Genomic DNA, 25,883 nt, shown 5'->3' with positions numbered 1-25,883 from the left:
GTCCCGGCCGTGATCACCGTCAGCCCGTGGTGGTCGTGGTGGCCGGGTGCGGGATGTCGACCGCTTCGAGTACGGCCGCGAGCAGCTCGGTGGCGGCGGGCGGGATGGCGGGCTCGCCGCTTCCGCCCGGGCGCGGGCAGGGGAAGGTTCCTCACGGGTCCGGACTCCTCGATCGGGAAGAGTCTGGATCAAGGCGTCGTCCGGTGTGCCACCACCGGGTGGTCCCGTACCGTCTCACACGCATCTCACAGGCGACGCGGCGCGAGAGGGGCTGTGAGCGACTGACCACGGAATCTGTGGACGGTACAGACGGGCGGAGACCGCCCAGGACGGCGGGTATGCTCACCTCACGTGACTCCCAAGCCTCGTATCCCCAATGTCCTTGCCGGCCGCTACGCCTCCGCGGAGCTGGCCGTGCTGTGGTCCCCCGAGCAGAAGGTGAAGCTGGAGCGTCAGCTCTGGCTGGCCGTGCTGCGGGCGCAGCGGGACCTCGGGATCGAGGTGCCCGACGCCGCCCTCGCCGATTACGAACGCGTCCTCGACCAGGTCGACCTGGCGTCGATCGCCGAGCGCGAGAAGGTCACCCGGCACGATGTGAAGGCGCGGATCGAGGAGTTCAACGCCCTCGCCGGTCATGAGCAGGTGCACAAGGGCATGACCTCGCGCGACCTGACGGAGAACGTCGAGCAGCTCCAGATCCGGCTCTCCCTGGAGCTGACGCGCGACCGTACGGTGGCGGTGCTGGCCCGGCTCGGAAAGCTGGCGGGCGAGTACGGCGCGCTGGTCATGGCCGGCCGCTCGCACAATGTCGCCGCGCAGGCCACCACCCTCGGCAAGCGGTTCGCGACCGCGGCCGACGAGCTGCTGGTGGCGTACGGCCGGCTGGAGGACCTGCTGGGCCGCTACCCGCTGCGCGGGATCAAGGGCCCGGTCGGCACGGCACAGGACATGCTCGACCTGCTGGGCGGCGACACCGCGAAGCTGGCCGAGCTGGAGCAGCGGATCGCGGGTCATCTCGGCTTCGGGCGGGCGTTCACGTCCGTGGGCCAGGTGTATCCGCGCTCGCTCGACTACGACGTGGTGACCGCGCTGGTGCAGCTCGCCGCCGCGCCGTCCTCCGTCGCGAAGACGATCCGGCTGATGGCCGGGCACGAGCTGGTCACGGAGGGCTTCAAGCCCGGCCAGGTCGGCTCCTCGGCGATGCCGCACAAGATGAACACGCGCTCCTGCGAGCGGGTCAACGGGCTGATGGTGATCCTGCGCGGCTACGCGTCGATGACCGGTGAGCTGGCGGGCGACCAGTGGAACGAGGGCGACGTCTCGTGCTCGGTGGTGCGCCGGGTGGCGCTGCCGGACGCGTTCTTCGCGTTCGACGGGCTGCTGGAGACCTTCCTGACCGTCCTGGACGAGTTCGGCGCGTTCCCCGCGGTGGTGGCGCGCGAGCTGGACCGCTACCTGCCGTTCCTGGCGACGACGAAGGTCCTGATGGGCGCGGTACGGGCCGGGGTCGGCCGGGAGGCGGCGCACGAGGTCATCAAGGAACACGCGGTGGCGTCGGCGCTGGCCATGCGCGAGCAGGGCGCCGAGCGCAACGAACTGCTCGACCGGCTGGCGGCGGACGGACGAATGCCGCTCGACCGGGCGGAGCTGGACGCGCTGATGGCCGACAAGCTCTCCTTCACCGGTGCGGCGGAGGAGCAGATCGCGGCGGTGGTGGGCCGGATCGAGGAGATCCTGAAGCGGCACCCCACGGCGGCGGGCTACACACCGGGCTCCATTCTGTGACGGCTGTGACTGCTGTGACTTCCGTACGATCCGCGTCCGGCCGATGCTGACCGGAGCTTGAAACCACGGGCCCGGGCCCTGAACCGCCCGTGACCACGTCCTGCCCGACGTGGTCACGGGCGGTTCTCGTCCGCCCGTCCGGTCCCCGCCGTTCAGTCCAGGTCGGACATGTCGAGCACGAACCGGTAGCGGACGTCGTTGCGCCGGAGCCGGTCGAGGGCCTCGTTCACGCGCGCCGACGGCAGCAGTTCGATGTCGGCGGTGACGCCGTGCTCGGCGCAGAAGTCCAGCATGGCGGCGGTGGCGGGGACGCCGCCGCTCCCCGCGGAGCTCAGTTTCTTGCGCCCCACGAGCAGGTCCATGGTGTCCACGGTGACGGGGCCGAGGTGCCCGAGGTGGCTGAGCGTGCCGTCCATCGCGACCAGACCCAGGTACGCGCCCACGTCGTGCGGGGCGGAGATGGTGTCGATGAGGACGTCGAACCGGTCGCGGGCCGCCGCCATCTGCTCCGGGTCCGTCGAGACGACGAGCCCGTGGGCGCCGAGCCGGCGGGCGTCGTCGGCCTTGTCCGGTGAGCGGCTGATGACGGAGGTGTCGGCGCCGAGCGCCACGGCCATCTTGACCGCGAGATGGCCGAGACCGCCCAGGCCCGCCACGCCGACCCGGCTTCCGGGCCCCACCCCCAGGGCGTGCAGCGGCTCCCAGACGGTGATCCCGGCGCAGAGCAGCGGCGCCGCGGCGGCCGGGTCCAGCCCGGCGGGCAGCGGGTGGGCGAACCGGTCACGCACGACGTACTCGCGGGAGAACCCCCCCAGCGTGGTCGACCCGTCGTGCCGGTCCACGCCGCCGTAGGTCAGGGTCGGGAAGGTGTGGCAGAAGTTCTCCTGGCCGGCCCGGCACATGGCGCACGTGCCGCACGAATCGACGATGTTGCCCACCGCCACCGGGTCACCGGCGGCGAAGCGGGTGACCTCGGGCCCGGTCGCGATGACCGTGCCCGTGAACTCGTGCCCCGGTACCAGCGGCGGGCGCCCCGCGCCGCCCCGGGCATGGAGGGCGTGCAGATCGGAGTGGCAGACGCCGCAGTAGTCCACGCGGACCGCGAGGTCGTCCGGGCGCAGCTCCCGCCGTTCCAGCGGTGCTCGTCGCAGTGTCGTCGCCTTCGCCGGGCCCTCCGCCTGCCAGCCAACAGTGGTCCTCATGTTTCTCACTCCCCAGACAGACTGTTCGGTCTATTTGACGGTAGGCACAGCAGGGGGCAGAAAGCAAACCAACTGTTCTGTCTGCTACGGTTCCGGTATGAGCGATCGGCCCCTGACCACGCGCGGAGCCGCGACGTACCAGCGCATCCTCGATGTGGCGACCGAGGAGTTCGCCGCGTACGGGATCGCCGGGGCGCGCGTCGAGCGGATCGTGGCCGCGGCACGCACCAACAAGGCGCAGCTGTACGCCTACTTCGGCAGCAAGGAAGGGCTCTTCGACGCCATCTTCCTCAGCTCCCTGGAGCGGATCGTCAACGTCGTCCCGATCGATGCCACCGACCTGGCGGACTGGGCCGTACGCCTCTACGACGAGTACCTCCGCCGCCCCGATCTCATCCGCCTGGCCACCTGGGTACGCCTGGAGCGGCGCCCGGCGGGCCACCTGGTCGAGGGCCCCGACCGTCTCGACGACGGCAAGCTGGGCGCGATCGCCCGGGCGCAGGCCGCCGGCCTGGTGCGCGAGGGCGACCCGTTCGACCTGATGGCGATGGTGATCGCCCTGTCGATGGCCTGGTCACCGGTGAGCAACGTCTACACGGCGACCGCCGAGGAGCCGGCGGAAGTGCACGAGCGGCGTCGCGCCCTGCTGCGCGAGAGCGTCCGGCGCGCGGTGACCGTCGCGTAGCCGCTCATCGCGAGCGTCACACAGCCGCTCACCGCGAGCTTCCCAGCGCGCTGCCGTTCCGGGGGCGGGGCGGCGACACCGGAGCGGCAACAGCCGGAGTGGCAACACGGGGCAGCACCCTTGCCAATTTTGTGGCAAGCGTTGACAAGTTTGCGCAACGGTGACGACCATGCAGCATGTCGTTCACGCACCCTTCTCCGTCGAACCGGTAAACGGAGTACTCCATGGCCCCCACCCTCACCGACGTCGCCAAACGCGCCAACGTCGCCCTGTCCACCGCGTCCCGCGCCTTCAGCGACCCGGACCGGCTCGGACCGCAAACCTTGCGCAAGGTTCTCTCCGTTGCACAAGAACTGGGATACGAACCGAACGGATCGCGGGCCGCCGAGCCCGCCGCCGACGGGGAGACCGCCACGGTGGCCGTGGTGGTCCCCGATATCGCCAACCCCGTGTTCGGTGCCTTCGTGAAGGCCGCCCAGGGTGAGGGGTGGCACCGCAGGCAGACCGTCGTGCTCGCCGACACCGATCTCAACCCGGACCGCGAGCGCGAGGTGATCGCCCATCTGCGGGACCAGGCCGACGGGCTCGTCGTGGTGTCGTCACGGCTGGACGCCGACGAGATCCTCGGCCTCTGCGGCCGTACGCCCGCCGTGCTGGTCAACCGGGAGACGACCGGCGCGGACTGTGTGCTCACCGACGCCGCGCACGGGCTGCGCCAGGCCGTCGACTACCTCGCCGCCCTCGGCCACCGGCGGATCGCGTACGTCCAGGGCATGCAGCGCTCCTGGTCCAACGCCCAGCGCGTCGAGCTGATCCGCACCGAGGCCGAACGGGCCGGTCTGGAGCTGGAGTTGCTGGGGTGGCAGTCCGAGACGGTGGCGGGCGGGACCGCCGCGGCGGCCAGTGTGATGGCCTCCGGGGCGTCCGCGGTGATCACCCACAACGACCTGGTCGCGCTCGGTGTGATCGCGGGTGCCCGCGCGCTGGGGATCGGTGTGCCGGAGGACCTCAGTGTGATCGGGGTCGACGACATCCCGTTCGCGGAGGTGTCCCAGCCCTCCCTCACCAGCATCGCCGTCCCCATGGCGAAGGCGGGTTCCCTCGCCATGGACCTGCTCGGCCAGGTGCTCGCCGGTGACCGCCACACCCCGCGCACACTGCGGCTGCCGACCCAGCTCATCGTCCGCGGTTCGAGCGGCCCGGCCCTCACTCACAGCGGGGCGGCCCGCAGCCACGACGCCCGGCTCCACACCACCGCGGGGCGAGCCACGAAGGACGCCTCATGACACTCACCGTGGTCGTCGCCGAATCCAACCTCCGGCCCCTGCGCGCCGAGTTCGAGGCCGCGCTCCCGGCGGGTACGGCCGTACGCTGGCCCGACCCGCGGGACACCACCGCCGTCGGGACCGCCCTGGCCGACGCCGACGTCCTCGTCTCCGGCCAGTGCACCGCCGCCATGGCCGCCGCGGCTCCCCGGCTGCGTCTGGTGCACGCCGCCGGCGCCGGCACGGAGAAGATCGAGGCCGGCTCCCTCGCCGCCGGTACCGTCGTGGCCAACACCTTCCACCACGAGAACTCCATGGCGGAGTACGCCGTCTCGGCGGCGGTCCTGCTGCGCCGGGGCTTCCTGCGCCAGCACGAGGCGCTGCGCCGCGGGGAGTGGGACTCCCCCGTGTACGACGCCCGCGCGCCCTGGGTGGACAGCCTGGGCGCGGCGACGGTCGGGTTCGTGGGCTTCGGTCATATCGGCGCCCGTAGCTGGGAGTTGTTCCGGGCGTTCGGCGCGCGGGGCGTCGCGGTCACCCGGCGCGGCGACGTCGACGCGGCGGCGCACCGGCTGGAGTGGTCGGGGACGGTGGACGATCTCGGCACCCTGCTGGAGACGTCGGACGTCGTGGTGGTCTCCGCGCCGCTCAGCGCGGCGACGACCGGGCTGATCGGTCCGGCCGAGTTCGCCCGGATGCGCTCCTCGGCCGTCCTGGTCAACGTGGGCCGCGGCCCCGTCGTGGACGAGGACGCCCTGTTCCACGCACTGAGCACCCGGGCCATCGGCGGCGCCGCACTCGACGTCTGGTACCGGTACCCCTCCGACGGCCACTCCGCCGCGCCCGGCACACACCCCTTCGAAACGCTGGACAACGTACTGATGACTCCCCACTCCTCGGGCCTCACCCGCGAGACCTTCGCGCGCAGGGCCGCCGACATCGCCGCCAACATCGGCCGACTCGCCGCAGACGAACAGCTCCACAACGTCGTGGCGGTGGCCCGATGACCAGGACCGACACCATCGCCGCCGTGGACGTGCTCGTCACCAGCCCCGGCCGTAACTTCGTCACCCTCAAGATCACCACGGCGGAGGGGCTCGTGGGCTGGGGCGACGCCACCCTCAACGGGCGTGAGCTGGCCGTCGCCTCGTATCTGCGCGACCATGTCGCTCCGCTCCTCATAGGCCGGGACCCGGCGCGGATCGAGGACACCTGGCAGTACCTGTACCGGGGCGTCTACTGGCGGCGCGGTCCGGTGACGATGACGTCCATCGGCGCGGTGGACCTCGCGCTGTGGGACATCAAGGGCAAGGCCACCGGGCAGCCGGTGTACCAGCTCCTCGGCGGCGCGGTCCGCGACCGCGTCCTCACCTACACCCACGCCTCCGGCTGGGACGTGCCCGAACTGCTCGACGCCATCGACGCACAGCGCGACCGGGGCTTCCTCGCCGTACGGGCGCAGAGCGGTGTGCCGGGTCATGACATGGTGTACGGGGTGACGCGGGGCGGCACCGGGTACGAGCCCGCCGGGCGGGGCGCGGCACCGGTGGAGGAGGTCTGGGACACGGAGTCCTACCTGCGGCACGCCCCCGGCGTCCTCGCGGCGGCCCGCGCGCACGTCGGCCCGGAGCTGAAGCTGCTGCACGACGTGCACCACCGGCTGACGCCCGGCCAGGCGGCCAAACTGGGACAACGGCTGGACGGCGTCGACCTGTTCTGGCTGGAGGACGTCACTCCGGCGGAGAACCAGGAGGTACTGCGGCACGTCCGGCGGCACACCACCGTCCCCCTCGCCATCGGCGAGGTGTTCAACACGGTGTGGGAGTGCCAGTCACTGATCACCGAGCAGCTCATCGACTACGTACGCACGTGTGTCACGCACGCGGGCGGCATCAGCCACCTCCGGCGGATCGCCGCGCTCGCCGAGATCTGGCAGGTCAAGCTCGGCCCGCACGGCCCCTCCGACGTGTCGCCGATCGCGCTCGGCGCCTCCCTCCATGTCGGCCTCTCCACACCGAACTTCGCCATCCAGGAGTACATGGGGTACGAGCCGCTCGTCCACGAGGTGTTCCGGCACGCGTGGAGTTACGAGGACGGACATCTGCACCCCGGGGAGCAGCCCGGTATCGGGATCGAGGTCGACGAGGAGCTGGCCGCCCGATTCCCTTACGAACCGGCCTACTTGCCGATCGCGCGCCGCCGCGACGGCTCGATGACGGACTGGTGACCGGTGATGACCACAGCGCTCCCCCGGCTCGGTGCCGGAACCGTCGCGGCGAAGCCGCCGGCCGAGACCGGCCTCGTCCATCTCGGGCTCGGCAACTTCCACCGCGCCCACCAGGCCGTGCACACGGCCGCCGCGCTGGCGCACACCGAGGGGCCGTGGGGCATCCTCGGGGTGGCGAGCCGGTCGGCCGGGGTGGCCCGGGCCCTGCGGGAGCAGGACATGCGGTACGCGGTCGTGGAGATCTCCCCGGAACACACCGAGGTGACCGTCCCGTCGGTGCACACCGGGGCGCTGGTGGCCGCCGCGCAGCCGGACGAGGTGCTCGACGCACTGGCGGCGCCCGGCACGGCCGTCATCACGATGACGGTCACGGAGCACGGCTACACGTACTCGCCGCGTACCCACGGTCTCGACTTCGACGCCCCCGCCGTACGGTCGGATCTGCGCGGTGACGCGCCACCGCGCACCACCATCGGGCAGATCGTCCGCGGGCTGCAGCGCAGGCAGCGTACGCACGCCGCTCCGGTGACGGTGCTGAGCTGCGACAACCTGGTGGCCAACGGCGCGCAGACCGAGCGCCTGGTGCACGAGTTCACCCAGGCGCTGCCCGCCGCCGAGCGGGACGCGCTGACGCCCTGGCTGGAGAGTTCGGTGACGTTCCCCAGCTCGATGGTGGACCGGATCGTCCCCGCGACGACCGATGCCTACCGGGAGGCGGTCGCCGCCCGGCTCGGGGTGCGCGACGCGGTACCGGTGCCGGCGGAACCGTTCTCCATGTGGGTGATGGAGGACCGGTTCGCCGCCGGGCGGCCGCGCTGGGAGCACGGCGGGGCACTGTTCACGGCGGACGTCGAGCCGTACGAGCTGCTCAAGCTGCGGCTGCTCAACGGCACGCACTCGCTCATCGCGTATCTGGGCGCGCTGGACGGGCGGGCGACGGTTCCGGAGTCGATCGGCCGTCCGTTCGTCGCGGAGGCCGCGCGGGGCGTGCTGCGCGGCGAGTACCTGCCGAGCCTCACCGTGCCCGACGACATCGATCTCGACGCGTATGTCGGGCAGCTCTTCGAACGCTGGGCCAACACGGCGCTGGGCCACCGCACCCAGCAGGTCGGGTCCGACGGCTCGGTGAAGCTCCGCCAGCGGGTGCCGGAACCGGCGCTGCTGCACCTGCGCGCCGGGCGCATGCCGCACCGGCTGGCGCTGACCGTGGCCGCGTACCTGTGCTGCGTCGCCCCGCCCGAGGGGTTCTCGCCCGGTCCGCACGCCGCCGCGATGGTGGATCCGGCGCGCGGGACACTGGCGGCGATCGCGGAGCGCGCGGCCACGGCGCCCGCGGCCTCCGGGGCGGCACGCGCCGCGTTCGTCGAAGCCGTGCTGGACAGCGGGCTGCTCGGCGACGGGCTGACCGAGCACCCGTCGTTCGGCGGCCGGATCGCCGAACTCATCGATGTCATCGTCCGGTTCGGACCGGGCGCGGCGGCCGCCGAGGCCGCGCGCGCCGCGGAGTGCGAGCCGCAGCCGACGGGCTGAGCCCCGCCCGGGGGCCGGCCCCCTTCCCCTTCCACCCTCGTCACCTTCCCCCTCCCCGGGTTTCCCGGTCCCCGCTCACAAGGATGTGAGAGACGTGCGAGACGTCAGAGAAGTGTTCGCTCCCGATTCGACCCGTGCCGCCGTCCTGTACGGCCCGGGCGACCTGCGCGTCGAAGACCGCCCGCTGCGGCCGCTCGGCCCCGACGACGTCCTCGTCACGGTCGACGCCGTCGGTGTCTGCGGCTCGGACATGCACTACTTCACCAGCGGCCGCAACGGCCGGAACGAGCTGCGCCGGCCGACGGTGCTCGGCCACGAGGCGTCCGGCGTCATCAGCGCCAAGGGCTCCGGCGTCGCGCTGGACGTGGGCACCCGGGTGGCGGTGGAGCCGGCCGTGGGCTGCGGCTCGTGCCCGACCTGCCGCTCCGGACGCTACAACCTCTGCCCCGTGGGCACCTGCCTCGGTTCCCCGCCTACCGACGGGACCTTCGCCGAACACATCGTCACCACCGCGCGCGCCGTCCATCCGCTGCCCGACACGATCCCCCTGGAGGTCGGCTCGCTGGTGGAGCCGCTGGCCGTCGCGGTGTGGGCGGTGCGGCGCGCCGGTGTCGAGTTCGGCGACCGTGTGCTGGTCACCGGGGCGGGGCCGATCGGCATCCTCGTCGCGCAGGTGGCGCGTGCCGCGGGGGCGAGCGAGGTGATCGTCACCGATGTCAACGACGCGCGGCTCGCGCAGGCGCTCAAGCTGGGCGCGAGCTCCGTCGTCAACACGGCGGAACAGGAGCTCGAACTGACCGGTGCCGACCGGCTGCTGGAGTGCTCGGCCCATCCGGCCGCGCTCCGGCAGGGGCTCGCGACGCTGCGCCCCGCGGGCCGGGCGATCGTCGTCGGGCAGGCCCCGCCCAGCGTGGACGGGCTGCCGCTGGCACATCTCCAGCGCTGGGAGATCGAACTGTCCACCGCGTTCCGCTCCGCCCACGCCTTCCCCACCGCCATCGCGCTGGTGGCCGAGGGACGGGTCGACCTCGCGGGCGTCCTGACCGGACGGTTCCCGCTCGACCGGGCGGCGGACGCCCTGCGCGCACCGGGGAACGACCCGGCCCACCTCAAGGTCGTCGTACGCCCCGGCGACAGCGCCGCCTGACACACGGACGGGCCCCGCGGCGGCCCCGGGCACCCGCACCACCTCGTACCGCACACCGCGACACACTCCCCCACACCCCCACGCACCCCTTTTGACCAGCTTTGCTCCATCAGTTCCGTTCCGCTCCGGAACTCCGATCCGTTCAAGGAGGCATGGATCATGGATCACACGACACCTGCCGTGACACCCCCGTCCCCGCCGGCGACCCCGTCCGGGGAACCCACGCCGGAACCCGCCGCGGTACGCCGCGCGGCCTGGGCCGGCCTGATCGGCACCGCGCTCGAACAGTACGACTTCGTCATCTACGGGACCGCCTCGGCGCTGATCTTCAGCGAGCTGTTCTTCCCCAACGTCTCCGCGTCCGTGGGCATCCTCGCCAGCTTCAGCACGTACGCGGTCGGCTTCGCCGCCCGGCCGCTCGGCGGGCTCTTCTTCTCCCGGTACGGGGACCGGCTCGGCCGTAAGTGGATCCTGGTCGCGACGCTCCTCCTGATGGGCGGCTCCACGCTCGCCATCGGGCTGTTGCCGACGTACGGACAGGTCGGTCTGCTCGCCCCGATCCTGCTGCTGATCTGCCGCATGGGCCAGGGCTTCGGTGCCGGCGCCGAGCAGTCGGGTGCCGCCGCCCTGCTCACCGAGACAGCCGCCAAGGGGCGCAGGGGCAGGCTGTCGTCGCTGGTCATGACCGGCGCGGCGCTGGGTACGGCCCTCGGTGCCGTCGCCTGGATCCTCGCCCAGCGCCTCTCCGACGAGGCCTTGATGTCCTGGGGCTGGCGGCTGGTCTTCGGATCGAGTCTCGTCGTGACCGTGGCCGCCATGATCATCCGGCGCAAGCTCAACGAGAGCCCCGTCTTCAAGGATCTCAAGGAGCAGCAGTCACAGGAGCAGGAGCGGCGGGAGAAGGCCGCGTCACCGGTGCGGGAGGTCCTCACGCAGGGCCGCAGGCCGATGCTCCTGGTGCTGTTCATGAACTTCGGGATCAGCACGCAGTCCTACACGTACCAGGTCTTCATGGCCTCCTACCTGGTGACGACCGTGGGCGTCCCGAAGGACTTCGTACCGGAGGTGCTGCTGCTCGGCGCCATCTGCGGCGGTATCGCGGCGATCTGTTTCGGCACCCTCTCGGACCGGTTCGGGCGCAGGCCGGTGTACACACTGATCCTGAGCGCCCTGATCCTGCTCCCCGCGCCCACCTTCGTCGCGCTGAACTCGGGGTCCAAGGTCGCGATCACCGTGGCGATCATCGTCGGCTTCATCCTGGCCTGCCAGGGCGCGGTCGGTGTCCAGATGAGCTTCTTCCCCGAGCTGTTCGGGAACCGCTACCGGTACGCGGGGGTCACCCTGGGACGGGAGTTCTCCTCCGTGATCGGCGGCGGGGTCGCCCCGCTGATCTGCACCGCGCTGGTCACCGCGTTCTCCGGCTCGTGGATCCCCGTCGCCGTCTACATGATGCTGGTCACGACCGTGAGCCTCATCGCCACCCGGATGGCACCGGAGACCCGTGACCGCGATCTGACGCTGCCGTACGACAGCACGGATCCACGAGACGTACGCGCCCGGCAGGAGCGGGCGCCGGACCGGTCCGCCGAGCGGATGGAGAAGGTCGGCGACTGACCGCCGCGGCGGACCGCCGGGATCCGGGGCCGTCCCGGGCAGCGTGGTGCACTCCGCACCGCGCTGCCCGTTTCCGCGTCGGGGCACGCCCGCCCGGGCGGCGGCCGGGTCCGCCCGCTCACACTCTCGTGCACACCACTCGCCGGGCCGTCAGGCACCGAGTACGATCCGCCACACACGCGCACGAGCTGGAGGAGGACCGTGGGGCGGCTGACCGGCGGAGATCCGTCCCTGCTGCGGAGGATCAACTCCGCGGTGGTACTGCACACCCTGCGGGACGCGGGCTCGCTCACCCTCACGGACATCACCAGGATCACCGGTCTGTCCCGGCCCACGGTCGAAGGTGTGGTGGAGGGGCTGATCGAGGCCGGGCTGGTCGCCGGGTCGGCCCCGGAGGAGGGCGAGACCCGCAGACAGGGCCGCCCGGCGCGGCGGTTCCGGTTCCGCGCCGAGGCCGGGCATCTGCTGGGTATCGAGATCGGGCCGCACCGGGTGGCGGCCATGGTCGCCGGGCTGGACGGCGAGATCATCGGCGCCGGGTCCCGGGAGGTCTCGGCGAAGGCGGACGCGGACGAGCGGCTGGCGGGCGTCCGCCTGGTCACCGACGAGGTGCTGGCGCGGGCCGGGGTGGCGCGCGATTCGCTCCGGGCGGTGGGGGTGGGCAGCCCGGGCATCGTCGAGGCCGACGGGACGGTACGGCTCGGCACGGCGCTGCCGCAGTGGACGGGGCTGGCGCTCGGCGAACGGCTGCGGTGCTCGTTCAGCTGCCCGGTGCTGGTGGAGAACGACGCCAACGCGGCGGCCGTGGCCGAGCAGTGGAAGGGCGCGGCCACCGACTCCGACGACATCGTCTTCGTCCTGGCCGGGCTCAGCCCCGGCGCGGGCTCACTGATCGGCGGACGGCTGCACCGCGGGTTCGGCGGGGCGGCGGGCGAGATCGGCGCGCTGCATCTGCTGGGACGCGGGGTCACCCCGGAGCGGCTGCTGTCCACGACGGACGAGCCGCTGCATCCGCTGGACGAGCAGGCGGTGGCGCAGGTCTTCGCCGAGGCCCGGCAGGGCGACCCACGCGCCCAGGAGGCCGTCGAGCGGTTCATCCTGCGGCTGGTGCACGACGTGGCGGCGCTGGTGCTCGCGCTCGACCCGGAGCTCGTGGTGATCGGCGGCTGGGCGGCGGGGCTCGACGGCGTACTGGACCCGCTCCGCGACGAACTGGCCCGCTACTGCCTGCGCCCGCCCCGGGTGGCGCTCTCCCTGCTCGGCGAGGCGGCGGTGGCCACGGGCGCGCTGCGGCTGGCCATCGACCATGTGGAGGAGCAGCTCTTCGCGGTGGAGAGCACGGTGACGGCCCGCCGCTAGGGACTTCGCGCGGGGGACGGCAGGCCCTCGGCCGCGACCTGGTTCTCGGCCTCCGCCTCGGCAGGCCCGGCCTGTCGGTACGTGGCTCGACTCGGCCCGGCTCGGCTAGGACGCCCTGCGCTCCTGCGTCTCGTCGCTGATCTCCAGACCGCCGGAGTCCCCGAAGGTGAGCCGGCAGGTGTCCGCCCGGTACGTGGCCACGGAGACCGCGGCGACCCGGCCCGCCACGACGTAGCGCGTGGTGACCACGAGGACGGGAGCGCCGGGGAGGCGGTCCAGCTCCTTGGCGTCGTCGGCGCGGGCCGAGCCCAACTCGACCGCCCGTTCCTGGGAGTCGAGTTCCAGGTGCTGGAGTTCCCGCAGGACGGCGCGGGCGCGCGCGGGGCCCGAGGGGGCGTCGATGGCGGAGAGGCCGGGCACCGAGGACGACGGCACGTAGATCAGCTCGGCGGCCACGGACTGGCCGTGCGTGACGCGGATCCTGCGGACGGTGTGGACCTGATCGCCGTCGTCGGTCTCCAGGAGCCGGGCCACCGCGGCGGGTGCCGCCGCCGGGCCGCAGTCGAGCGGCTGCCAGGCGTCCTCGCCCGCGCCCGGCCAGACCCGCCGGGGCGTGGAGACGTCGACGCCGACGCGCGGCGGGGCGACGGTCGTGCCGACGCCGCGACGGCGCTGGAGGCGGCCCTCCAGCTCCAGTTGTTCGAGCGCCTGCCGCAGGGTGGCGCGGGCGACCCCGAAACGGGCGGCGAGTTCACGCTCGTTGGGCAGCACCTCACCGACCACGAAGTCGGAGTCGAGCGCCTCCGCGAGGACGGTCCTGAGATGCCAGTACTTGGGCTCCGGCACCGTTTCGAGCTGCGTGGTCCCCACCCTGATCCTCCGCAATCGCCGGCCGCCCGGCGGGTTTCCGTGCCCTTGTTTATTAAAGGTTCCTCACTAAAAAGCGACCATAAGACGGCCCCACCCCTTGGTCAAGACCAATGGGCGCGCCGGTCACGGAAGGAAACGGATCTTTTACCCGGTGTGGAGGCCCGCCTTACACGGCGGGCCGGCCCGCGGTGATGCCGCCGAGCTTGTCGGGGTTGCGGATGATGTTCACGCACTGCACCCGGCCGTCCCTGATCTCCAACTGGAGGACGGAATCGGGCTTTCCGCCGTCCAGGGCCAGGACCGCGACGGCGCCGTTGACCTCGGTGAGGGTGAAGTCGTACAGCGCGAGGCCCGCCGAGATCGCGGAGAGGAAGCGGCCGACCTTGTCGGCGCCCTCCAGGACGCGCGGGGGCGCCAGGGCCTTGCCCCCGCTGTCGCCGACCAGCCGGGCGTCGGGGGCGAGCAGGGCGAGAAGCTTCTCCAGGTCGCCGCCGCCGGCCGCCGCGAGGAACCGCTCGGTGAGGTCGCGGCGTTCGGCCGGGTCGACGTCGTAGCGGGGCCTGCGCTCCTCCACGTGGCGGCGGGCCCGGCCCGCGAGCTGCCGTACGGCGGCCTCGCTGCGCTCCAGCGTGGTGGCGATCTCCGCGAACGGGAAGCCGAACGCCTCCCGCAGGACGAACACCGCGCGCTCCAGCGGCGAGAGCGATTCGAGGACGACCAGGACCGCGAGGGAGACGGAGTCGGCGAGCACGGCGCGGTCCGCCGTGTCGGGCACGGTGGGGCCGAAATCGGTGACGACGGGTTCGGGCAGCCAGGGGCCCACGTACGCCTCGCGCCGCGTGTGGGCCAGGCGCAGCCGGTCGATGGCGAGGCGGGTGGTGATCCGTACGAGGTAGGCGCGCGGTTCGCGGATGTCCGCGCGGTCGGCGGCGCTCCAGCGCAGCCACGCCTCCTGCACGACGTCCTCGGCGTCGGCGTACCGGCCGAGCATGCGGTACGCGACCCCCGTCAGCACCGGCCGGTGTGCTTCGAACGCCTCGGTGCTCACGGTGTCGGCTGCCACCCCGCCATCCTACGGTCCGGTTCCCTTACGAGCGCGGGCGGTTGTTCACCCGGGGTTCGCGCGGTGGCCGTCGCCGGGCATTAGGCATGGCAGGACACTCCGGTCACCACGCGACCAGGGTCACCTCTCGCCCAGGAGACGCATCGATGCCGTACGGCCCCCAGAACAGCCAGCTTCCCCCTTCCTCCCCGGCCTCCTCCCCCTCCCCCTCCTCCTCCGGCGCCGCGCGCCACCCCGGCCGGCGCGGTGTGCTGCGCGGTTCGCTCGCCGCCTCCGCCGCGCTGGCGCTGCCCGGCGCGGCCGTACTGGGCGGCGCGGCGCCCGCGCAGGCCCTGTCGGGCCGGCCGCGCGCGGGCTGGGGCGTACAGGCGGGCGACATCACGACCTCCTCCGGGCTGGTGTGGGTACGGTCGGACCGGCCCGCCCGGATGATCGTGGAGACCTCGGCCACCGAGTCGTTCCGCCGCGCGCACCGCGTACGGGGTCCGCTGCTGGGCGCCGGCAGCGACTTCACCGGTACGGTCCCGCTGCGCGGGCTCCCGGCGGGCGAGCAGGTCCACTACCGGGTGACGCTCGCGGACCCCGACGACCCGCGCCGTACCGGCGAACCGGTGTACGGCACGTTCCGTACGGCGCCCGCGAAACGCCGTCAGGACGTGCGCTTCGTCTGGTCGGGCGACATCGCGGGGCAGGGCTGGGGGATCAACCCCGACATCGGCGGCTTCACCGTGTACGAGGAGATGCGCAAGCTCGCCCCGGACTTCTTCCTGTCCAGCGGCGACAACATCTACGCGGACGGGGTGATCGAGCCGAGCGTGACGCTGCCCGACGGCCGTGTCTGGCGCAACGTCACCACCGAGGAGAAGGCGAAGGTCGCCGAGACCCTGGCCGGGTACCGGGGCAACTTCCGCTACAACCTGCTGGACCACAACGTCCGGCGTTTCAACTCCGAGGTGCCCTCCATCACCCAGTGGGACGACCACGAGGTGCGCAACAACTGGTACCCGGGCCAGATCCTGGACGACGCCCGCTACACCGAGAAGAACGTGGACGTGCTGGCCGGCTACGCGAGCCAGGCGTTCCGCGAGTACTTCCCCATCTCGACGCTGCACGCGCGCGGCGCGGACCGGCGGGTGCACCGGGTGATCAACCACGGTCCGCTGCTGGACGTCTTCGTCCTCGACATGCGGACGTACCGCAACGCCAACTCCCCCGGTCGGCAGTCCGACGACACCACCGGCATCCTCGGCGCGGAGCAGCTCCAGTGGCTCAAGCGCGAGCTGTCGCGCTCGCGCGCGGTGTGGAAGGTCATCGCCGCCGACATGCCGATCGGTCTGGTCGTGCCGGACGGTACGGCGAACATCGAGGCGGTCGCGCAGGGCGACCCGGGCGCGCCGCTCGGCCGGGAGCTCCAGGTCGCCGATCTGCTGCGGTACATCAAGCACCGGCGGATCACGGGCACGCTGTGGCTGACGGCGGACGTGCACCACACCTCGGCGCAGCACTACCTGCCGGAGCGGGCCGCCTTCAAGGACTTCGAGCCCTTCTGGGAGTTCGTCACGGGCCCCATCGCGGCAGGTCAGTTCCCGGCCAGTGCGCTGGACGGGACCTTCGGCCCGGACCGGGTCTTCGTCAAGGCGCCGACGGGCTCGAACCTCTCGCCGATGGAGACGCCTCCGCTCTTCGGCGAGGTGGAGATCGACGGCGCCAGTGGGGAGTTGACGGTGCGGCTGCGGGAGCAGGGCGGCACGGTGCTGTTCACGAAGGTGCTCCAGCCGGGCAAGGTCGGCCAGTAGAACCGTTCGGAGAGCGGGGTTTTCCCAGCTCAGGCTGATTGTCAGTGGTCGCGTCTACGGTTTTCCCATGACGCGATCCACGCAGGCTCTGGCCTATTCCCGTCCGTCCGCCCTGGCCCACACCCGGGGCGGACGGCTGCTCGGCCTGGAGACGTCGGGCGGGCTCACTCCGGCCGGCGCCGAGGCGCATCCGCGCTTCTTCTCCGGGTTCCTGTCCGCGCCACGGGCGGCGGCGCGCGGCCTGCTGGCCGTCGCGGACGTGGCGGGGGCGCGGTACCACCAGCGGGTGCCGGGGGCCTCGCTGGACCCGGTGGTGACGGGGAACGGCGACCGGCTGCGCTTCGAGTCGTTCTCCGGCTGCTGCGGGGTGTACGCACGGCTGGATGTGCTGGAGGACGGTCTCGGCGGGGCCGGGACGGGCCATGGCACGACCAATGTGGACGTGAACAATCCGCTGCGCGAGGCGCTGTCCCGGATGACCGGCGACGATCCGCTGCATCTGCGGGTGGGGCCGGACGAGCTGGCGGTCACGACGGTCGGCGGGGCGGTGGTGGAGAAGAAGGTTCCGCTGCCGGACCGCTGGCTGCGGGGGTTCGCCGAGGCGCAGGTGGCCACCGCCGGATTCGATCTGCGGGCGGAGCTGACCGGGGCCGAGGCGGTGCGTTTCCTGCGCTCGCTGCCCCGCGGCGGGGGCAGTGCCTCGCGCGGGGCCCTGTGGGTGGTGCCGGCGGGGCGGACCCTGCGGCCGACGACCCGGCCGGTGCCGGGCGGCGCCTGCCTGCCGGGTCCTGAGCGGCTGGCGGCGTTGCAGCGGGTGCTGCGGGACGCGACGGCGCTGCGGGTGTACGGACCGCCGGTGACGGACGGGGCGGCGGTGTCGAGCGCCTGGGAGGCGGTGCTGCCGGGGATGCGGCTGACGCTCACGCTGTCGCCGGAGGCGGCGCGCGGGTTCTCCGGCGAGGGGGGTGTGCTGGAGGCGCTGGCCACCGAGGAGGCGGCCGGGGACGCCGAGTTGGTGTCGGTGCTGCTGGCGTGGGAGCCGCGGATCGATCCGGCGGAGCTGGCGGCGGAGTCGGGGCTCACGGTGGAGCGGGTGCGGGCCGCGCTGACCCGGCTGGGCACGGCGGGCCGGGTCGGCTACGACGTCGCGGACGCGGCGTACTTCCACCGGGAGCTGCCGTACGACGCGGGGCGCGTGGAGCGGCACAACCCGCGGCTGGTCTCGGCGCGCGCCCTGTTCGCCGAGGGGGCGGTGACGCTGGACGACGGGCCGGCCCGGGCCGCGTCGGACGCGTCCGTCTCCACGGTCGCCTCTGTCTCTTCCGACGCCTCCGTCTCCTCTGTCTCCTCCGTCTCTTCTGTCTCCTCCGTCGCCTCGGGTGAACGCCGGTACCAGGTGCGCGAGTCGGGCGGTGTGCCGAGCTGTACATGCCGGTGGTGGGCCGACCACCGGGGGCGCCGGGGGCCGTGCAAGCACGCGCTCGCCGTCCGGATGGCGCGCCGCGCGGCCGTGGCGGCCACGGGCGGTGCGCGATGAGCGCGCTGCTCGACGCCGTCGGGGCTGGGCGTGTCGCGGCCGTTCCCGGACTGGTGAAGCCGCTCACCGCCGTGGAGCGGAGGGCGGAGCTGGCCGCGCTGAAGGCGCTCCGCGCGGAGCTGCGCGGCTGGGGGTTCCGGCGGTGGCAGGAGCGGGAGAAGGTCGGGTGCGCGCTGGTGGTGGCGGGCGCCGGATGCCTGACGGGCGCGGCGGCCGCGGCGGCCTGGATCGGCGCCCGCGATCTGCGGGTCAGCTCGCCGCTCCCGCACCGGCTGCTGATCGATGTCCTCGCCGACCGTGACCCGGGGTGGCTGGGCGATGTCGCCCACCGGCTCGCGGACCGGCCGTCGACGGCCGCGCTGGACTACCGGCTGATCACGGAGCTGGTGCGCCTGGCGGGATGTCAGGTGCCGACCACGGACGGCTATGTGCACGGCTGGGCGGCGGCGCTGCCCTCGCACGGAGAGCTGCTCCCCGCGCTGCGCGCGGACCCGGACGTACGGATCATGGTGCCGCGGCTGTTCGAGACGGCCGAGCTGTCCGGGCCGCTCGCCTGGCAGAACGATCCGGACGAGGCGCATCACTGGCCTTCGGTGCTCGCCGTCCTCGCGGACGAGGATGTGGTGGAGCGTCGGATGCTGGTGGACGCGACGGTGGCGCGGCTGCTGCGCGGCGGGCGGCCGGGCGCGCTGACGTTCTTCCTGCGTCTGCTGCGCCGGCTGACGCTGACGGCGGAGGAGGAGCTGGACCGTACCGCCGACTGGATCGGCATGGCGGCGGACGGTCCGGTGGCCGTGGCGGGGCACGCCCAGGAGGTGCTGAGCCGGCTCGCGCTCTCCGGGGCGCTGCCCGTACGGAGCCTCGCGGACCTGTCGGCCTCGATGCTGTTCCGGCCGGAGAAGAAGCTGGTGCGGGCGCAGTTGGTGCTGCTGGGCAAGGTGCTGCGTGCCGACGCCGGCGCGGCGGGCGAGCTGCTGCCGGTGGTCGCGGAGGCGTTCGGGCACGAGGACACCGATGTCCAGGAGCGGGCGCTGAAGCTGGTGGCCCGGCATCACGCGGCCCTGGACGCGGACCGGCGTGTCGAGGTGGCGGGGGCGGCGGAGCTGCTGAGTCCGGTCCACCACTCCCGGGCGGGCGAGATCTTCGGTGACGTTCCGTCGGCGGACGCGGCGCCGTACGTGGAGATCCTGCCGCCCGTCCCGGAGCGGGTGGCCCTGGCGCCCGCCCCGGCGGATCTGGCCGAACTGGTCGAGGAAGTGGCGGCGTTGATCGCCTCGCCGGGTGAGATGCCGGCGTTCGAGCGGGCGCTGGACGGCCTGGTCAGACACGCGTACCGGGACCGGGTGGCGCTGGTGGCCGCGCTGCGCCCGGCGCTGGCGGGGTGCTGGTGGCTGGAGGACGAGGACCGCCGGGACCGCGACCAGTGGTTCACGCGGAACATCTGCGACCTGGAGGTGGTGGCCGCCGCGCTGCTCGACCGGCTGTCCACCCGGACGCTGCACGCCTCGTCCAACCGGGGGAAGTCCGGCCGGTCGTGCGCGCACTCCGCGCTCGTCGGGGTGATCGACGCCCGGCTGCGGGAGGCGGCGTATCTGGTGCACGCGAAGCCGCCGCCCTTCCTGCTCGCCACCCCGGGCTGGGAGACGGGCGCGCTCGATGCCGGGGTTCTCGTCGAGCGGCTGCGGGAGTACCGGCGGCTGGGTGCGACGCCGGGGCCGGCCGATTTCGCCCAGGCGCTGCTGCGGGTGGACCGGGGCGGGGATCCGGCGGCGGTGCGCGCGGCGGGGAAGCTCGGCACGCCGGAGGCGGACCGGCTCGTCGCCTGGCTCACGGCGGACGGCGCCCCCGTACCGGCGCTGCGGCCGATGGCGGAGCCTCCCCGGCCCGCGGATGTCAAGGTCCCCGTGTGGCCGAGCCGGGCGGGGAAGAAGCCCGAGAAGACCGAAAACACCGAGCGGGAGGAGCAGTCGGCCGTGCGGCGGGAGTTCCCCGAGTCGTTCCACTGGCTCGGCCACCCGGCGCCGCGGACGGTGCAGGCCTGCTACCACTGGGACGGGCTGCGGGGCGGCCACTGGACGGCGGTCCTGCCCCAGGACCGGGAGGCGCTGGCCGCCCGGCTGCTCACCGAGTCCGCGTCGAGCGCGCGCGACGATGTGCGGGGCGGGACCTGGTGGCTGCCCCTGCTCGCCGAGCGAGGGGGGCCGGTGGGCCGGTGTCTGCACCGGGGGCTGGCGTACGGGCTGGGCGCCCGGCATCCGCAGGACCGGCTGCCGGCCGTGGACGCGCTGCTGGTGCTCGCGGCCCGGGGCGAGCTGTCCGGGCCGATGCTGGGCGAGGAGCTGGCCGCGCTGGTGATCTCGGGGGATGCGAAGATCAACCGGCTGGCCGACGCGGCCCGTACGGCGGCCGCGACCGGTGCGTACGGAACGGTCGCCTCGGTGCTGCTGCCGGCCCTGCCCGCCCTGCTCGCCCCGGAGCCGGCGGCGCCGGGTGGCGGCTCACGCTCCGCTGCCACGCACCCCGGGCTCGGGGAGATACTGTCCGTGGCCGCAGACTGTGTGGAGCGCGGCGGGGGCTCCGAGGAGATACCGGGGCTGGCGGAGCTCGCCGGACGCCGGGGCACCTCACAGGTGATCACACAAGCCTCCCGGCTTCTGATCGCAATCCGCCAGGGAAACGATCACTCCGCGCCATAAATGGCTGAAGATGGACCAAAAGGGAACAGATCCAGCCTTAACCCATCAGTCACAAACCGTTCGTGATCACGCAACACCGTTCGGTCAGAGTGAGGTCATGACCAATGTGACTTCCGCGAGGAGTGCCCGCCGCCCCCACCACTGGCGGCGGGATCTCGTCGAGCTGGCCGCCCTGTTCACCGCGGTGGCGGTCGCCGACGCGCTGGCGAACCTGATCGCGCACGGACCCGACGGCGGGTTCCTGCTGGTCGCCTCGGCCGTGGCGTTGATCGCCACGGCCGCGTTCCACACCTGGTGGGCCCGGAGGCACGGGCACGCGCCACCGGTGTCCGGAGGAGACGGACCGCCCGCCTCCGCCCCGGCCACGGCACCGGACGTACGGGAGGGTGCGGACCCGGAGAGGGCGGAGCCGGAGGAGACGGCCCTGTGGCGGATGCGGACGACCGTGAAGGACGAACCGGGCAGCCTGGCCGCGCTGTGCGTCACCTTCGCCACGCACCGGGTGGACATCCTCACCCTGGGGACCCATCCGCTGGCCGACGGCACGGTCGACGAATTCCTGCTGCGCGCCCCGGCGTCGCTCCAGGCGAAGGACCTCGTCCGTGAGGTCTCGGCCGCGGGCGGCACTGCCACCTGGATCGAGCGGGCCGACGCGCACGACCTGGTGGACACCCCCACCCGGGTGCTCGGCCTCGCCACACGCACGGCGCTGGACGGGGCCGAACTCCCCCTCGCACTACGTCAGTTGCTGGGGCGGTGCACCATCCACTCCCGGCCCGCCGGATCCACCGGCGGACGCGCGGCCGACGACGAGGGCGGCCCGGAGGGTGAGTGCGAGGGCATCGACGGACAGGACGGTACGGAGATGCGGCTGCGGGACCCGCACGGCGGCAGCATCACCATAGAGCGCCCGTATCTCCCCTTCACCCCCACCGAGTTCGCCCGCGCCCACGCGCTGGTGGAGCTGGACACCCGGCTCGGTCCGCGCATCCCCCGCAGCCAGGACGTGCTCACCCTCCCCGAGGGCGAGGAGATCACCGTCCGCCGGGCCGACATCGCCGACCTCGACGCCGCGCTCGCCATGCACGGCCGCTGCACGCCGCGCACCCTGGGCCTGCGTTACCACGGCCCGGTGGGCGACGCCGACCGCTATCTGACGCACCTGCTCAGCCCGCGCTTCGGACGGACGCTCGCCGTCCGGACCGCCTCGGGGCGACTCGTCGCGCTCGGCCATCTCCTCTGGGACGGCGACGAGACGGAGGTCGCGCTGATCGTCGAGGACACCTGGCAGCGGCGCGGCATCGGCTCCGAACTGCTGCGCAGGCTGATCGCGCTGGCCGTCGAGGCCCGCTCGGGCAGCGTGTACGCGGTGACCCAGGCGTCCAACACGGGCATGGTCGCGGCCATGCGTGACCTCGGGCTGCCGCTGGACTACCAGATCGACGAGGGCACGCTCGTGATCACGGCCCGGCTGGAGCAGGCCGCGCCGGGCGGGTCGCCCCGTCCGTCGTACAACGACTCCGGACTGTTCGACCGGACCACTCCGTGACGCCCGCCGGGCGGTGGCCGGCCGCCCGGCCCCGGCGCCGTCTCGATCGCGCCGCCGCCTCGGTCGTGCCACCGCCCGGTCGTGCCGCCGCCCCCACCCCGCCGTCCGGCGGCGCGCGGGAGCGTATGGATCCGGCCAAAGTCGGTCCGGGGCCGCGGGCACCGCTCCCCCTCGGTTCCGGGCCCGCGTCGGTCCGTATCGGGCCGAATTGACCGGCCGTTTCGCCGCACGGAGAAGGCCGGATTCCGGTGTCCGTCGTGGCCTGCCCGCGCCGTCCCGAGCCGTACGACGTGGGCGGCGCCGGGCCGCCCGCCTCCGCCGGCTCACCTGATCAGCCATTCCGACCGTGCACCGGAGAAGGTGAAGTGACGCGACCGTCCGGGTCGGAGAGGATGGCGGCATGTCAGACACAGCCGGCAGCGCGCTGCCCCGCCAGGTCGCCGACGCCTACGTCGACGCGCTCATCGAACTCGATCCGATCACCGGGACCTATCTCGGCGTGGCGGAATCCTCCCGCCGCCTCCCCGACTTCTCCCCTGCCGGTCAGCAGGCCCGCGCCGATCTCGCCCGCGCCACGCTCGCCCGGCTCGACGAGGCCGAGGCCCTGCCGGGCGCCGACAGCGACGCCGAGCGGCGCTGCGGCCGGCTGCTGCGTGAGCGGCTCACCGCGTTCCTCGCCGTCCACGACACGGACGAAGGGCTGCGCGAGGTCAGCAACCTCCACTCCGCCCCGCACTTCATCCGCAACGCCTTCAGCGTGACCCCCGCGGAGACCGAGTCGGACTGGGCGGCGCTCGCCGAGCGGATGCGTGCCGTGCCCGCCGCGCTGGAGGGGTACCGCGCGTCGCTGGCGCTGGGCATCGAGCGCAAGCTGCCGGCCGGGCCGCGCGCGACGGCGACCTTCGTCGAACAGCTCACGGAGTGGGCGGGTACGGACCGGGGCTGGTTCGAGGAGTTCGCCGCGGCCGGCCCCGACTCGCTCCGTACCGAACTGGACGGTGCCGCCCACGCGGCGACCGCCGCCGTGGCGGAACTGCGCGACTGGATGCGTGAGGTGTACGCCCCGGCCGTCGAGGACGCGCCCGACACCGTGGGCCGGGAGCGCTACGCCCGCTGGGCGCGCTACTACAACGGTACGGACCTGGATCTGGACGAGGCGTACGCGTACGGCTGGTCGGAGTACCACCGGCTGCTCGCCGAGATGAAGGACGAGGCGGGGAAGATTCTGCCGGGCGCGGGCCCCTGGGAGGCGCTGGCCCATCTCGATGTGCACGGCGCGCACATCGAGGGCGTCGACGAGGTCAGGATCTGGCTCCAGAAGCTGATGGACGAGGCGATCGACGCGCTGGACGGCACGCACTTCGAACTCGCCGAGCGGGTACGCCGCGTGGAGTCCCGCATCGCCCCGCCCGGCGGCGCGGCGGCCCCGTACTACACCGGGCCCTCCGAGGACTTCTCACGCCCCGGCCGCACCTGGCTGCCGACCATGGGCGAGACCCGCTTCCCGGTGTACGACCTGGTGTCGACCTGGTACCACGAGGGCGTCCCGGGCCACCATCTCCAGATCGCGCAGTGGACGCATGTCTCGGACCAGCTCTCCCGCTATCAGGCGTCGGTGGGGCAGGTCAGCGCCAACGCCGAGGGCTGGGCGCTCTACGCGGAACGTCTCATGGACGAGCTGGGCTTCCTGCCGGACGCGGAGCGCAGGCTCGGCTATCTGGACGCGCAGATGATGCGTGCCTGCCGGGTGATCGTGGACATCGGGATGCACCTGGAACTGGAGATCCCGGCGGACTCGCCGTTCCACCCGGGCGAGCGCTGGACGCCCGCGCTGGCGGAGGAGTTCTTCGGCAGCCACAGCGGCCGTCCCGCGGACTTCGTCAGCAGCGAGCTGACCCGCTATCTGTCGATGCCGGGCCAGGCCATCGGCTACAAGCTGGGCGAACGGGCCTGGCTGCTGGGCCGGGAGAACGCGCGCAAGGCGCACGGCGACGCGTTCGACGCGAAGGCGTGGCACATGGCCGCACTGTCGCAGGGCTCGCTGGGCCTGGACGATCTGGTGGACGAGCTGTCGAAGCTCTGACGCGGGCCGGGCTCAGCCGCGTGGCACGAGCGGCATGAGCCCGGCCTCGGTGGTCCGGAAACCGCAGCTCGCGTAGAAGGGCGCGAGCGCCGGTTCGTAGTCGACGTGGAACCAGTGCGCGCCCCGCGCGCACGCCTCGGCCGCCGCGGTCCGCACGAGCCGGCGGCCGAGGCCCCGGCGTCGCTCGTCGGGGTGGACGGTGGTGTCGAGGACGAAGGCGTGCAGCCCACCGTCGCCGACGACGTTGACGTACCCGACGAGCCGCCCGGCGCTCCGGGCGGCCACCCAGAGCAGGCTGCGGTCGAGGAGGGGCGCGAACGCCGTCGTGGTGTGGTCCGGCCACGAGGCGGCGAAGAGTTCGTTCAGCTCGTCGTCCGAGAGGGCGGGACGGATGTCGAGTGCGGGGGTCGTGGACACGTTCTCTCCTGGTTCTCCTCTGATTCTCGTCCGCCGGAAGCGCGACAATCACAGGGCAGTCAAAGGGCAGTCACAAGGTGCGCGACTCAAGCGTGTGAAATGTCTGGGGGATGCGATGGAAGCCGGTTTTCTGTTCTGCGCCGATCCGCTGCGGACTGTCCGGACCGATCCGGTGTTCGCCGCCGAGGCGGCCCTGGCGCGCTCGCCCGACTCGGCGTTCGCGCTGCTCGACCATGACGCGCTGCTCTCCGGCGACACGGCGGGCGCGCTGGCGGGGGTGCGGCGCGGTTCGGGGCCGTACTGGTACCGGGGGTGGATGATGCCCCCCGCGTCGTACGAGGAACTGGCGCGCGGCATGGAGGTACGGGGCTGCCGGCTGCTGACCGACCCCGGTTCGTACCGGCGCGCCCATGAACTTCCGGGCTGGTACGAGGAGTTCGCGGACCTCACGCCGCGGAGCGTCTGGCAGGAGCGGCCACCCGCCGCACCCCCCGCGCGGGCGGAACTGGCGGCGCTGGCGGCGCCCCTCGGTCCGGGTCCCGGGATCGTCAAGGACTACGTGAAGTCCCGGAAGGACCGGTGGGACGAGGCCTGCTTCGTCCCCGAACTCACCGATCACGAACACCTCATGGCGGTGGTGGACCGCTTCTTCGCGCTTCAGGAGGACTCGTTGGCCGGTGGGGTGGTGCTGCGCGCGTACGAGCCGTTCACGCCCGGCGGTGAGGCCCGTGTGTGGTGGGTGGACGGCGCCCCGGTCCTGACCACCCCCCACCCGGACACCCCCGGCCACCTGCCGGACCTGGCCTCCGCGCGAGGTGCGGCCCCGGTGCCGGCGGCGGTGGCCCGTGCCGTACGGGCCCTCGGCTGCCGGTTCCTGACGACGGATCTGGCGCTGCGGAAGGACGGGGTGTGGCGGGTGGTGGAGGTGGGCGACGGACAGGTGAGCGGGGCGCCGGCCGGGGCGGACCTGACGGATCTCTTCACCGCGCTCGCGGAGGCCGGCGCCACGGACTGACCCGCGCCTGCGACGGACTGACCCGCGCCTGCCACGGACCGAC

At 73.1% G+C, this 25,883-nt stretch carries 19 protein-coding genes; 15 read left to right on the top strand and 4 right to left on the bottom strand.

What is annotated here, in order from left to right; translation table 11 throughout:
• Positions 1-351: 351 nt before the first annotated feature.
• A complete protein-coding gene (purB, locus tag ACFXKG_RS17265) occupies positions 352-1,785 on the top strand; it encodes an adenylosuccinate lyase (RefSeq protein ID WP_384838940.1) in 1,434 nt (477 codons plus the stop codon).
• A gap of 152 nt (positions 1,786-1,937) precedes the next feature.
• Here the strand turns inward: purB and ACFXKG_RS17260 are convergent, their stop codons facing one another.
• Positions 1,938-2,987 (bottom strand): NAD(P)-dependent alcohol dehydrogenase, encoded by a 1,050-nt coding sequence (locus tag ACFXKG_RS17260; RefSeq protein ID WP_384838938.1) that lies wholly within the window; start codon positions 2,985-2,987, stop codon positions 1,938-1,940.
• Between the two features lie 97 nt (positions 2,988-3,084).
• On the opposite strand from ACFXKG_RS17260, the gene ACFXKG_RS17255 reads away from it, so the two are divergent.
• The 8 genes from ACFXKG_RS17255 (at position 3,085) to ACFXKG_RS17220 (ending at position 12,814) form a co-directional block, all read left to right on the top strand.
• A complete protein-coding gene (locus ACFXKG_RS17255) occupies positions 3,085-3,672 on the top strand; it encodes a TetR family transcriptional regulator (protein WP_384838935.1) in 588 nt (195 codons plus the stop codon).
• Positions 3,673-3,896: 224 nt separating this feature from the next.
• Entirely contained in the window at positions 3,897-4,958 is a 1,062-nt protein-coding gene (locus ACFXKG_RS17250; protein ID WP_384838932.1) for a LacI family DNA-binding transcriptional regulator, read from the top strand.
• Positions 4,955-5,944 carry a 2-hydroxyacid dehydrogenase gene (locus ACFXKG_RS17245; RefSeq protein ID WP_384838930.1) on the top strand — a complete coding sequence of 330 codons (990 nt, stop codon included), beginning with the start codon at positions 4,955-4,957 and terminating at the stop codon, positions 5,942-5,944. The genes ACFXKG_RS17250 and ACFXKG_RS17245 overlap by 4 nt, the downstream gene beginning before the upstream one ends.
• Positions 5,941-7,164: a D-mannonate dehydratase ManD gene (manD, locus tag ACFXKG_RS17240; protein ID WP_384838927.1), complete on the top strand. Its 1,224-nt coding sequence runs from the start codon at positions 5,941-5,943 to the stop codon at positions 7,162-7,164. The genes ACFXKG_RS17245 and manD overlap by 4 nt, the downstream gene beginning before the upstream one ends.
• 6 nt (positions 7,165-7,170) lie before the next feature.
• Positions 7,171-8,694 (top strand): mannitol dehydrogenase family protein, encoded by a 1,524-nt coding sequence (locus tag ACFXKG_RS17235; protein ID WP_384838924.1) that lies wholly within the window; start codon positions 7,171-7,173, stop codon positions 8,692-8,694.
• Positions 8,695-8,788: 94 nt separating this feature from the next.
• Entirely contained in the window at positions 8,789-9,841 is a 1,053-nt protein-coding gene (locus ACFXKG_RS17230; protein WP_384838921.1) for an NAD(P)-dependent alcohol dehydrogenase, read from the top strand.
• A 159-nt stretch (positions 9,842-10,000) separates the two neighbouring features.
• Positions 10,001-11,455, top strand: coding sequence for an MFS transporter (locus tag ACFXKG_RS17225; RefSeq protein ID WP_384838918.1), 1,455 nt, complete (start codon positions 10,001-10,003; stop codon positions 11,453-11,455).
• Positions 11,456-11,656: 201 nt separating this feature from the next.
• Positions 11,657-12,814 (top strand): ROK family transcriptional regulator, encoded by a 1,158-nt coding sequence (locus ACFXKG_RS17220; RefSeq protein WP_384838915.1) that lies wholly within the window; start codon positions 11,657-11,659, stop codon positions 12,812-12,814.
• 105 nt (positions 12,815-12,919) lie between these two features.
• On the opposite strand, the gene ACFXKG_RS17215 is transcribed toward ACFXKG_RS17220, so the two are convergent.
• Complete coding sequence (locus ACFXKG_RS17215; RefSeq protein WP_384838912.1) at positions 12,920-13,684, bottom strand: GntR family transcriptional regulator; 765 nt, start codon at positions 13,682-13,684, stop codon at positions 12,920-12,922.
• Positions 13,685-13,850: 166 nt separating this feature from the next.
• Positions 13,851-14,747 carry an RNA polymerase sigma factor SigJ gene (sigJ, locus tag ACFXKG_RS17210; protein WP_384838909.1) on the bottom strand — a complete coding sequence of 299 codons (897 nt, stop codon included), beginning with the start codon at positions 14,745-14,747 and terminating at the stop codon, positions 13,851-13,853.
• 146 nt (positions 14,748-14,893) lie between these two features.
• Between sigJ and ACFXKG_RS17205 the strand changes: the two genes are divergently transcribed.
• From ACFXKG_RS17205 to ACFXKG_RS17185, 5 genes are all read left to right on the top strand, one after another.
• Complete coding sequence (locus ACFXKG_RS17205) at positions 14,894-16,543, top strand: alkaline phosphatase D family protein (RefSeq protein ID WP_384838906.1); 1,650 nt, start codon at positions 14,894-14,896, stop codon at positions 16,541-16,543.
• Between the two features lie 67 nt (positions 16,544-16,610).
• Positions 16,611-18,080 (top strand): SWIM zinc finger family protein, encoded by a 1,470-nt coding sequence (locus ACFXKG_RS17200; protein WP_384838903.1) that lies wholly within the window; start codon positions 16,611-16,613, stop codon positions 18,078-18,080.
• Positions 18,077-20,776 (top strand): DUF6493 family protein, encoded by a 2,700-nt coding sequence (locus ACFXKG_RS17195; protein ID WP_384838901.1) that lies wholly within the window; start codon positions 18,077-18,079, stop codon positions 20,774-20,776. The genes ACFXKG_RS17200 and ACFXKG_RS17195 overlap by 4 nt, the downstream gene beginning before the upstream one ends.
• A 97-nt stretch (positions 20,777-20,873) precedes the next feature.
• Positions 20,874-22,325 carry a GNAT family N-acetyltransferase gene (locus ACFXKG_RS17190; RefSeq protein WP_384838898.1) on the top strand — a complete coding sequence of 484 codons (1,452 nt, stop codon included), beginning with the start codon at positions 20,874-20,876 and terminating at the stop codon, positions 22,323-22,325.
• 400 nt (positions 22,326-22,725) lie between these two features.
• Entirely contained in the window at positions 22,726-24,408 is a 1,683-nt protein-coding gene (locus tag ACFXKG_RS17185; protein ID WP_384838895.1) for a DUF885 domain-containing protein, read from the top strand.
• A 12-nt stretch (positions 24,409-24,420) separates the two neighbouring features.
• On the opposite strand, the gene ACFXKG_RS17180 is transcribed toward ACFXKG_RS17185, so the two are convergent.
• Positions 24,421-24,825 carry a GNAT family N-acetyltransferase gene (locus ACFXKG_RS17180; protein ID WP_384838892.1) on the bottom strand — a complete coding sequence of 135 codons (405 nt, stop codon included), beginning with the start codon at positions 24,823-24,825 and terminating at the stop codon, positions 24,421-24,423.
• A 115-nt stretch (positions 24,826-24,940) separates the two neighbouring features.
• Between ACFXKG_RS17180 and ACFXKG_RS17175 the strand changes: the two genes are divergently transcribed.
• On the top strand, positions 24,941-25,840 hold the full coding sequence (locus ACFXKG_RS17175; protein WP_384838890.1) for an ATP-grasp domain-containing protein: 900 nt from the start codon (positions 24,941-24,943) through the stop codon (positions 25,838-25,840).
• The last annotated feature ends 43 nt before the right edge of the window (positions 25,841-25,883 follow it).

It is taken from the genome of Streptomyces sp. NPDC059255, assembly GCF_042752355.1.
Classification (GTDB): Bacteria; Actinomycetota; Actinomycetes; order Streptomycetales; family Streptomycetaceae; genus Streptomyces.
The sequence above is the reverse complement of the archived record's forward strand: the minus strand, read 5'-3'. Positions and strand labels throughout refer to the sequence as shown.

Coding starts and splice junctions, on each gene's coding strand:
- ACFXKG_RS17260 (WP_384838938.1), bottom strand. CDS start 2,987: ATGAGGACCACTGTTGGCTGGCAGGCGGAGGGCCCGGCGAAGGCGACG.
- ACFXKG_RS17255 (WP_384838935.1), top strand. CDS start 3,085: ATGAGCGATCGGCCCCTGACCACGCGCGGAGCCGCGACGTACCAGCGC.
- ACFXKG_RS17250 (WP_384838932.1), top strand. CDS start 3,897: ATGGCCCCCACCCTCACCGACGTCGCCAAACGCGCCAACGTCGCCCTG.
- ACFXKG_RS17245 (WP_384838930.1), top strand. CDS start 4,955: ATGACACTCACCGTGGTCGTCGCCGAATCCAACCTCCGGCCCCTGCGC.
- manD (WP_384838927.1), top strand. CDS start 5,941: ATGACCAGGACCGACACCATCGCCGCCGTGGACGTGCTCGTCACCAGC.
- ACFXKG_RS17235 (WP_384838924.1), top strand. CDS start 7,171: ATGACCACAGCGCTCCCCCGGCTCGGTGCCGGAACCGTCGCGGCGAAG.
- ACFXKG_RS17225 (WP_384838918.1), top strand. CDS start 10,001: ATGGATCACACGACACCTGCCGTGACACCCCCGTCCCCGCCGGCGACC.
- ACFXKG_RS17205 (WP_384838906.1), top strand. CDS start 14,894: ATGCCGTACGGCCCCCAGAACAGCCAGCTTCCCCCTTCCTCCCCGGCC.
- ACFXKG_RS17200 (WP_384838903.1), top strand. CDS start 16,611: ATGACGCGATCCACGCAGGCTCTGGCCTATTCCCGTCCGTCCGCCCTG.
- ACFXKG_RS17195 (WP_384838901.1), top strand. CDS start 18,077: ATGAGCGCGCTGCTCGACGCCGTCGGGGCTGGGCGTGTCGCGGCCGTT.
- ACFXKG_RS17190 (WP_384838898.1), top strand. CDS start 20,874: ATGACCAATGTGACTTCCGCGAGGAGTGCCCGCCGCCCCCACCACTGG.
- ACFXKG_RS17185 (WP_384838895.1), top strand. CDS start 22,726: ATGTCAGACACAGCCGGCAGCGCGCTGCCCCGCCAGGTCGCCGACGCC.
- ACFXKG_RS17175 (WP_384838890.1), top strand. CDS start 24,941: ATGGAAGCCGGTTTTCTGTTCTGCGCCGATCCGCTGCGGACTGTCCGG.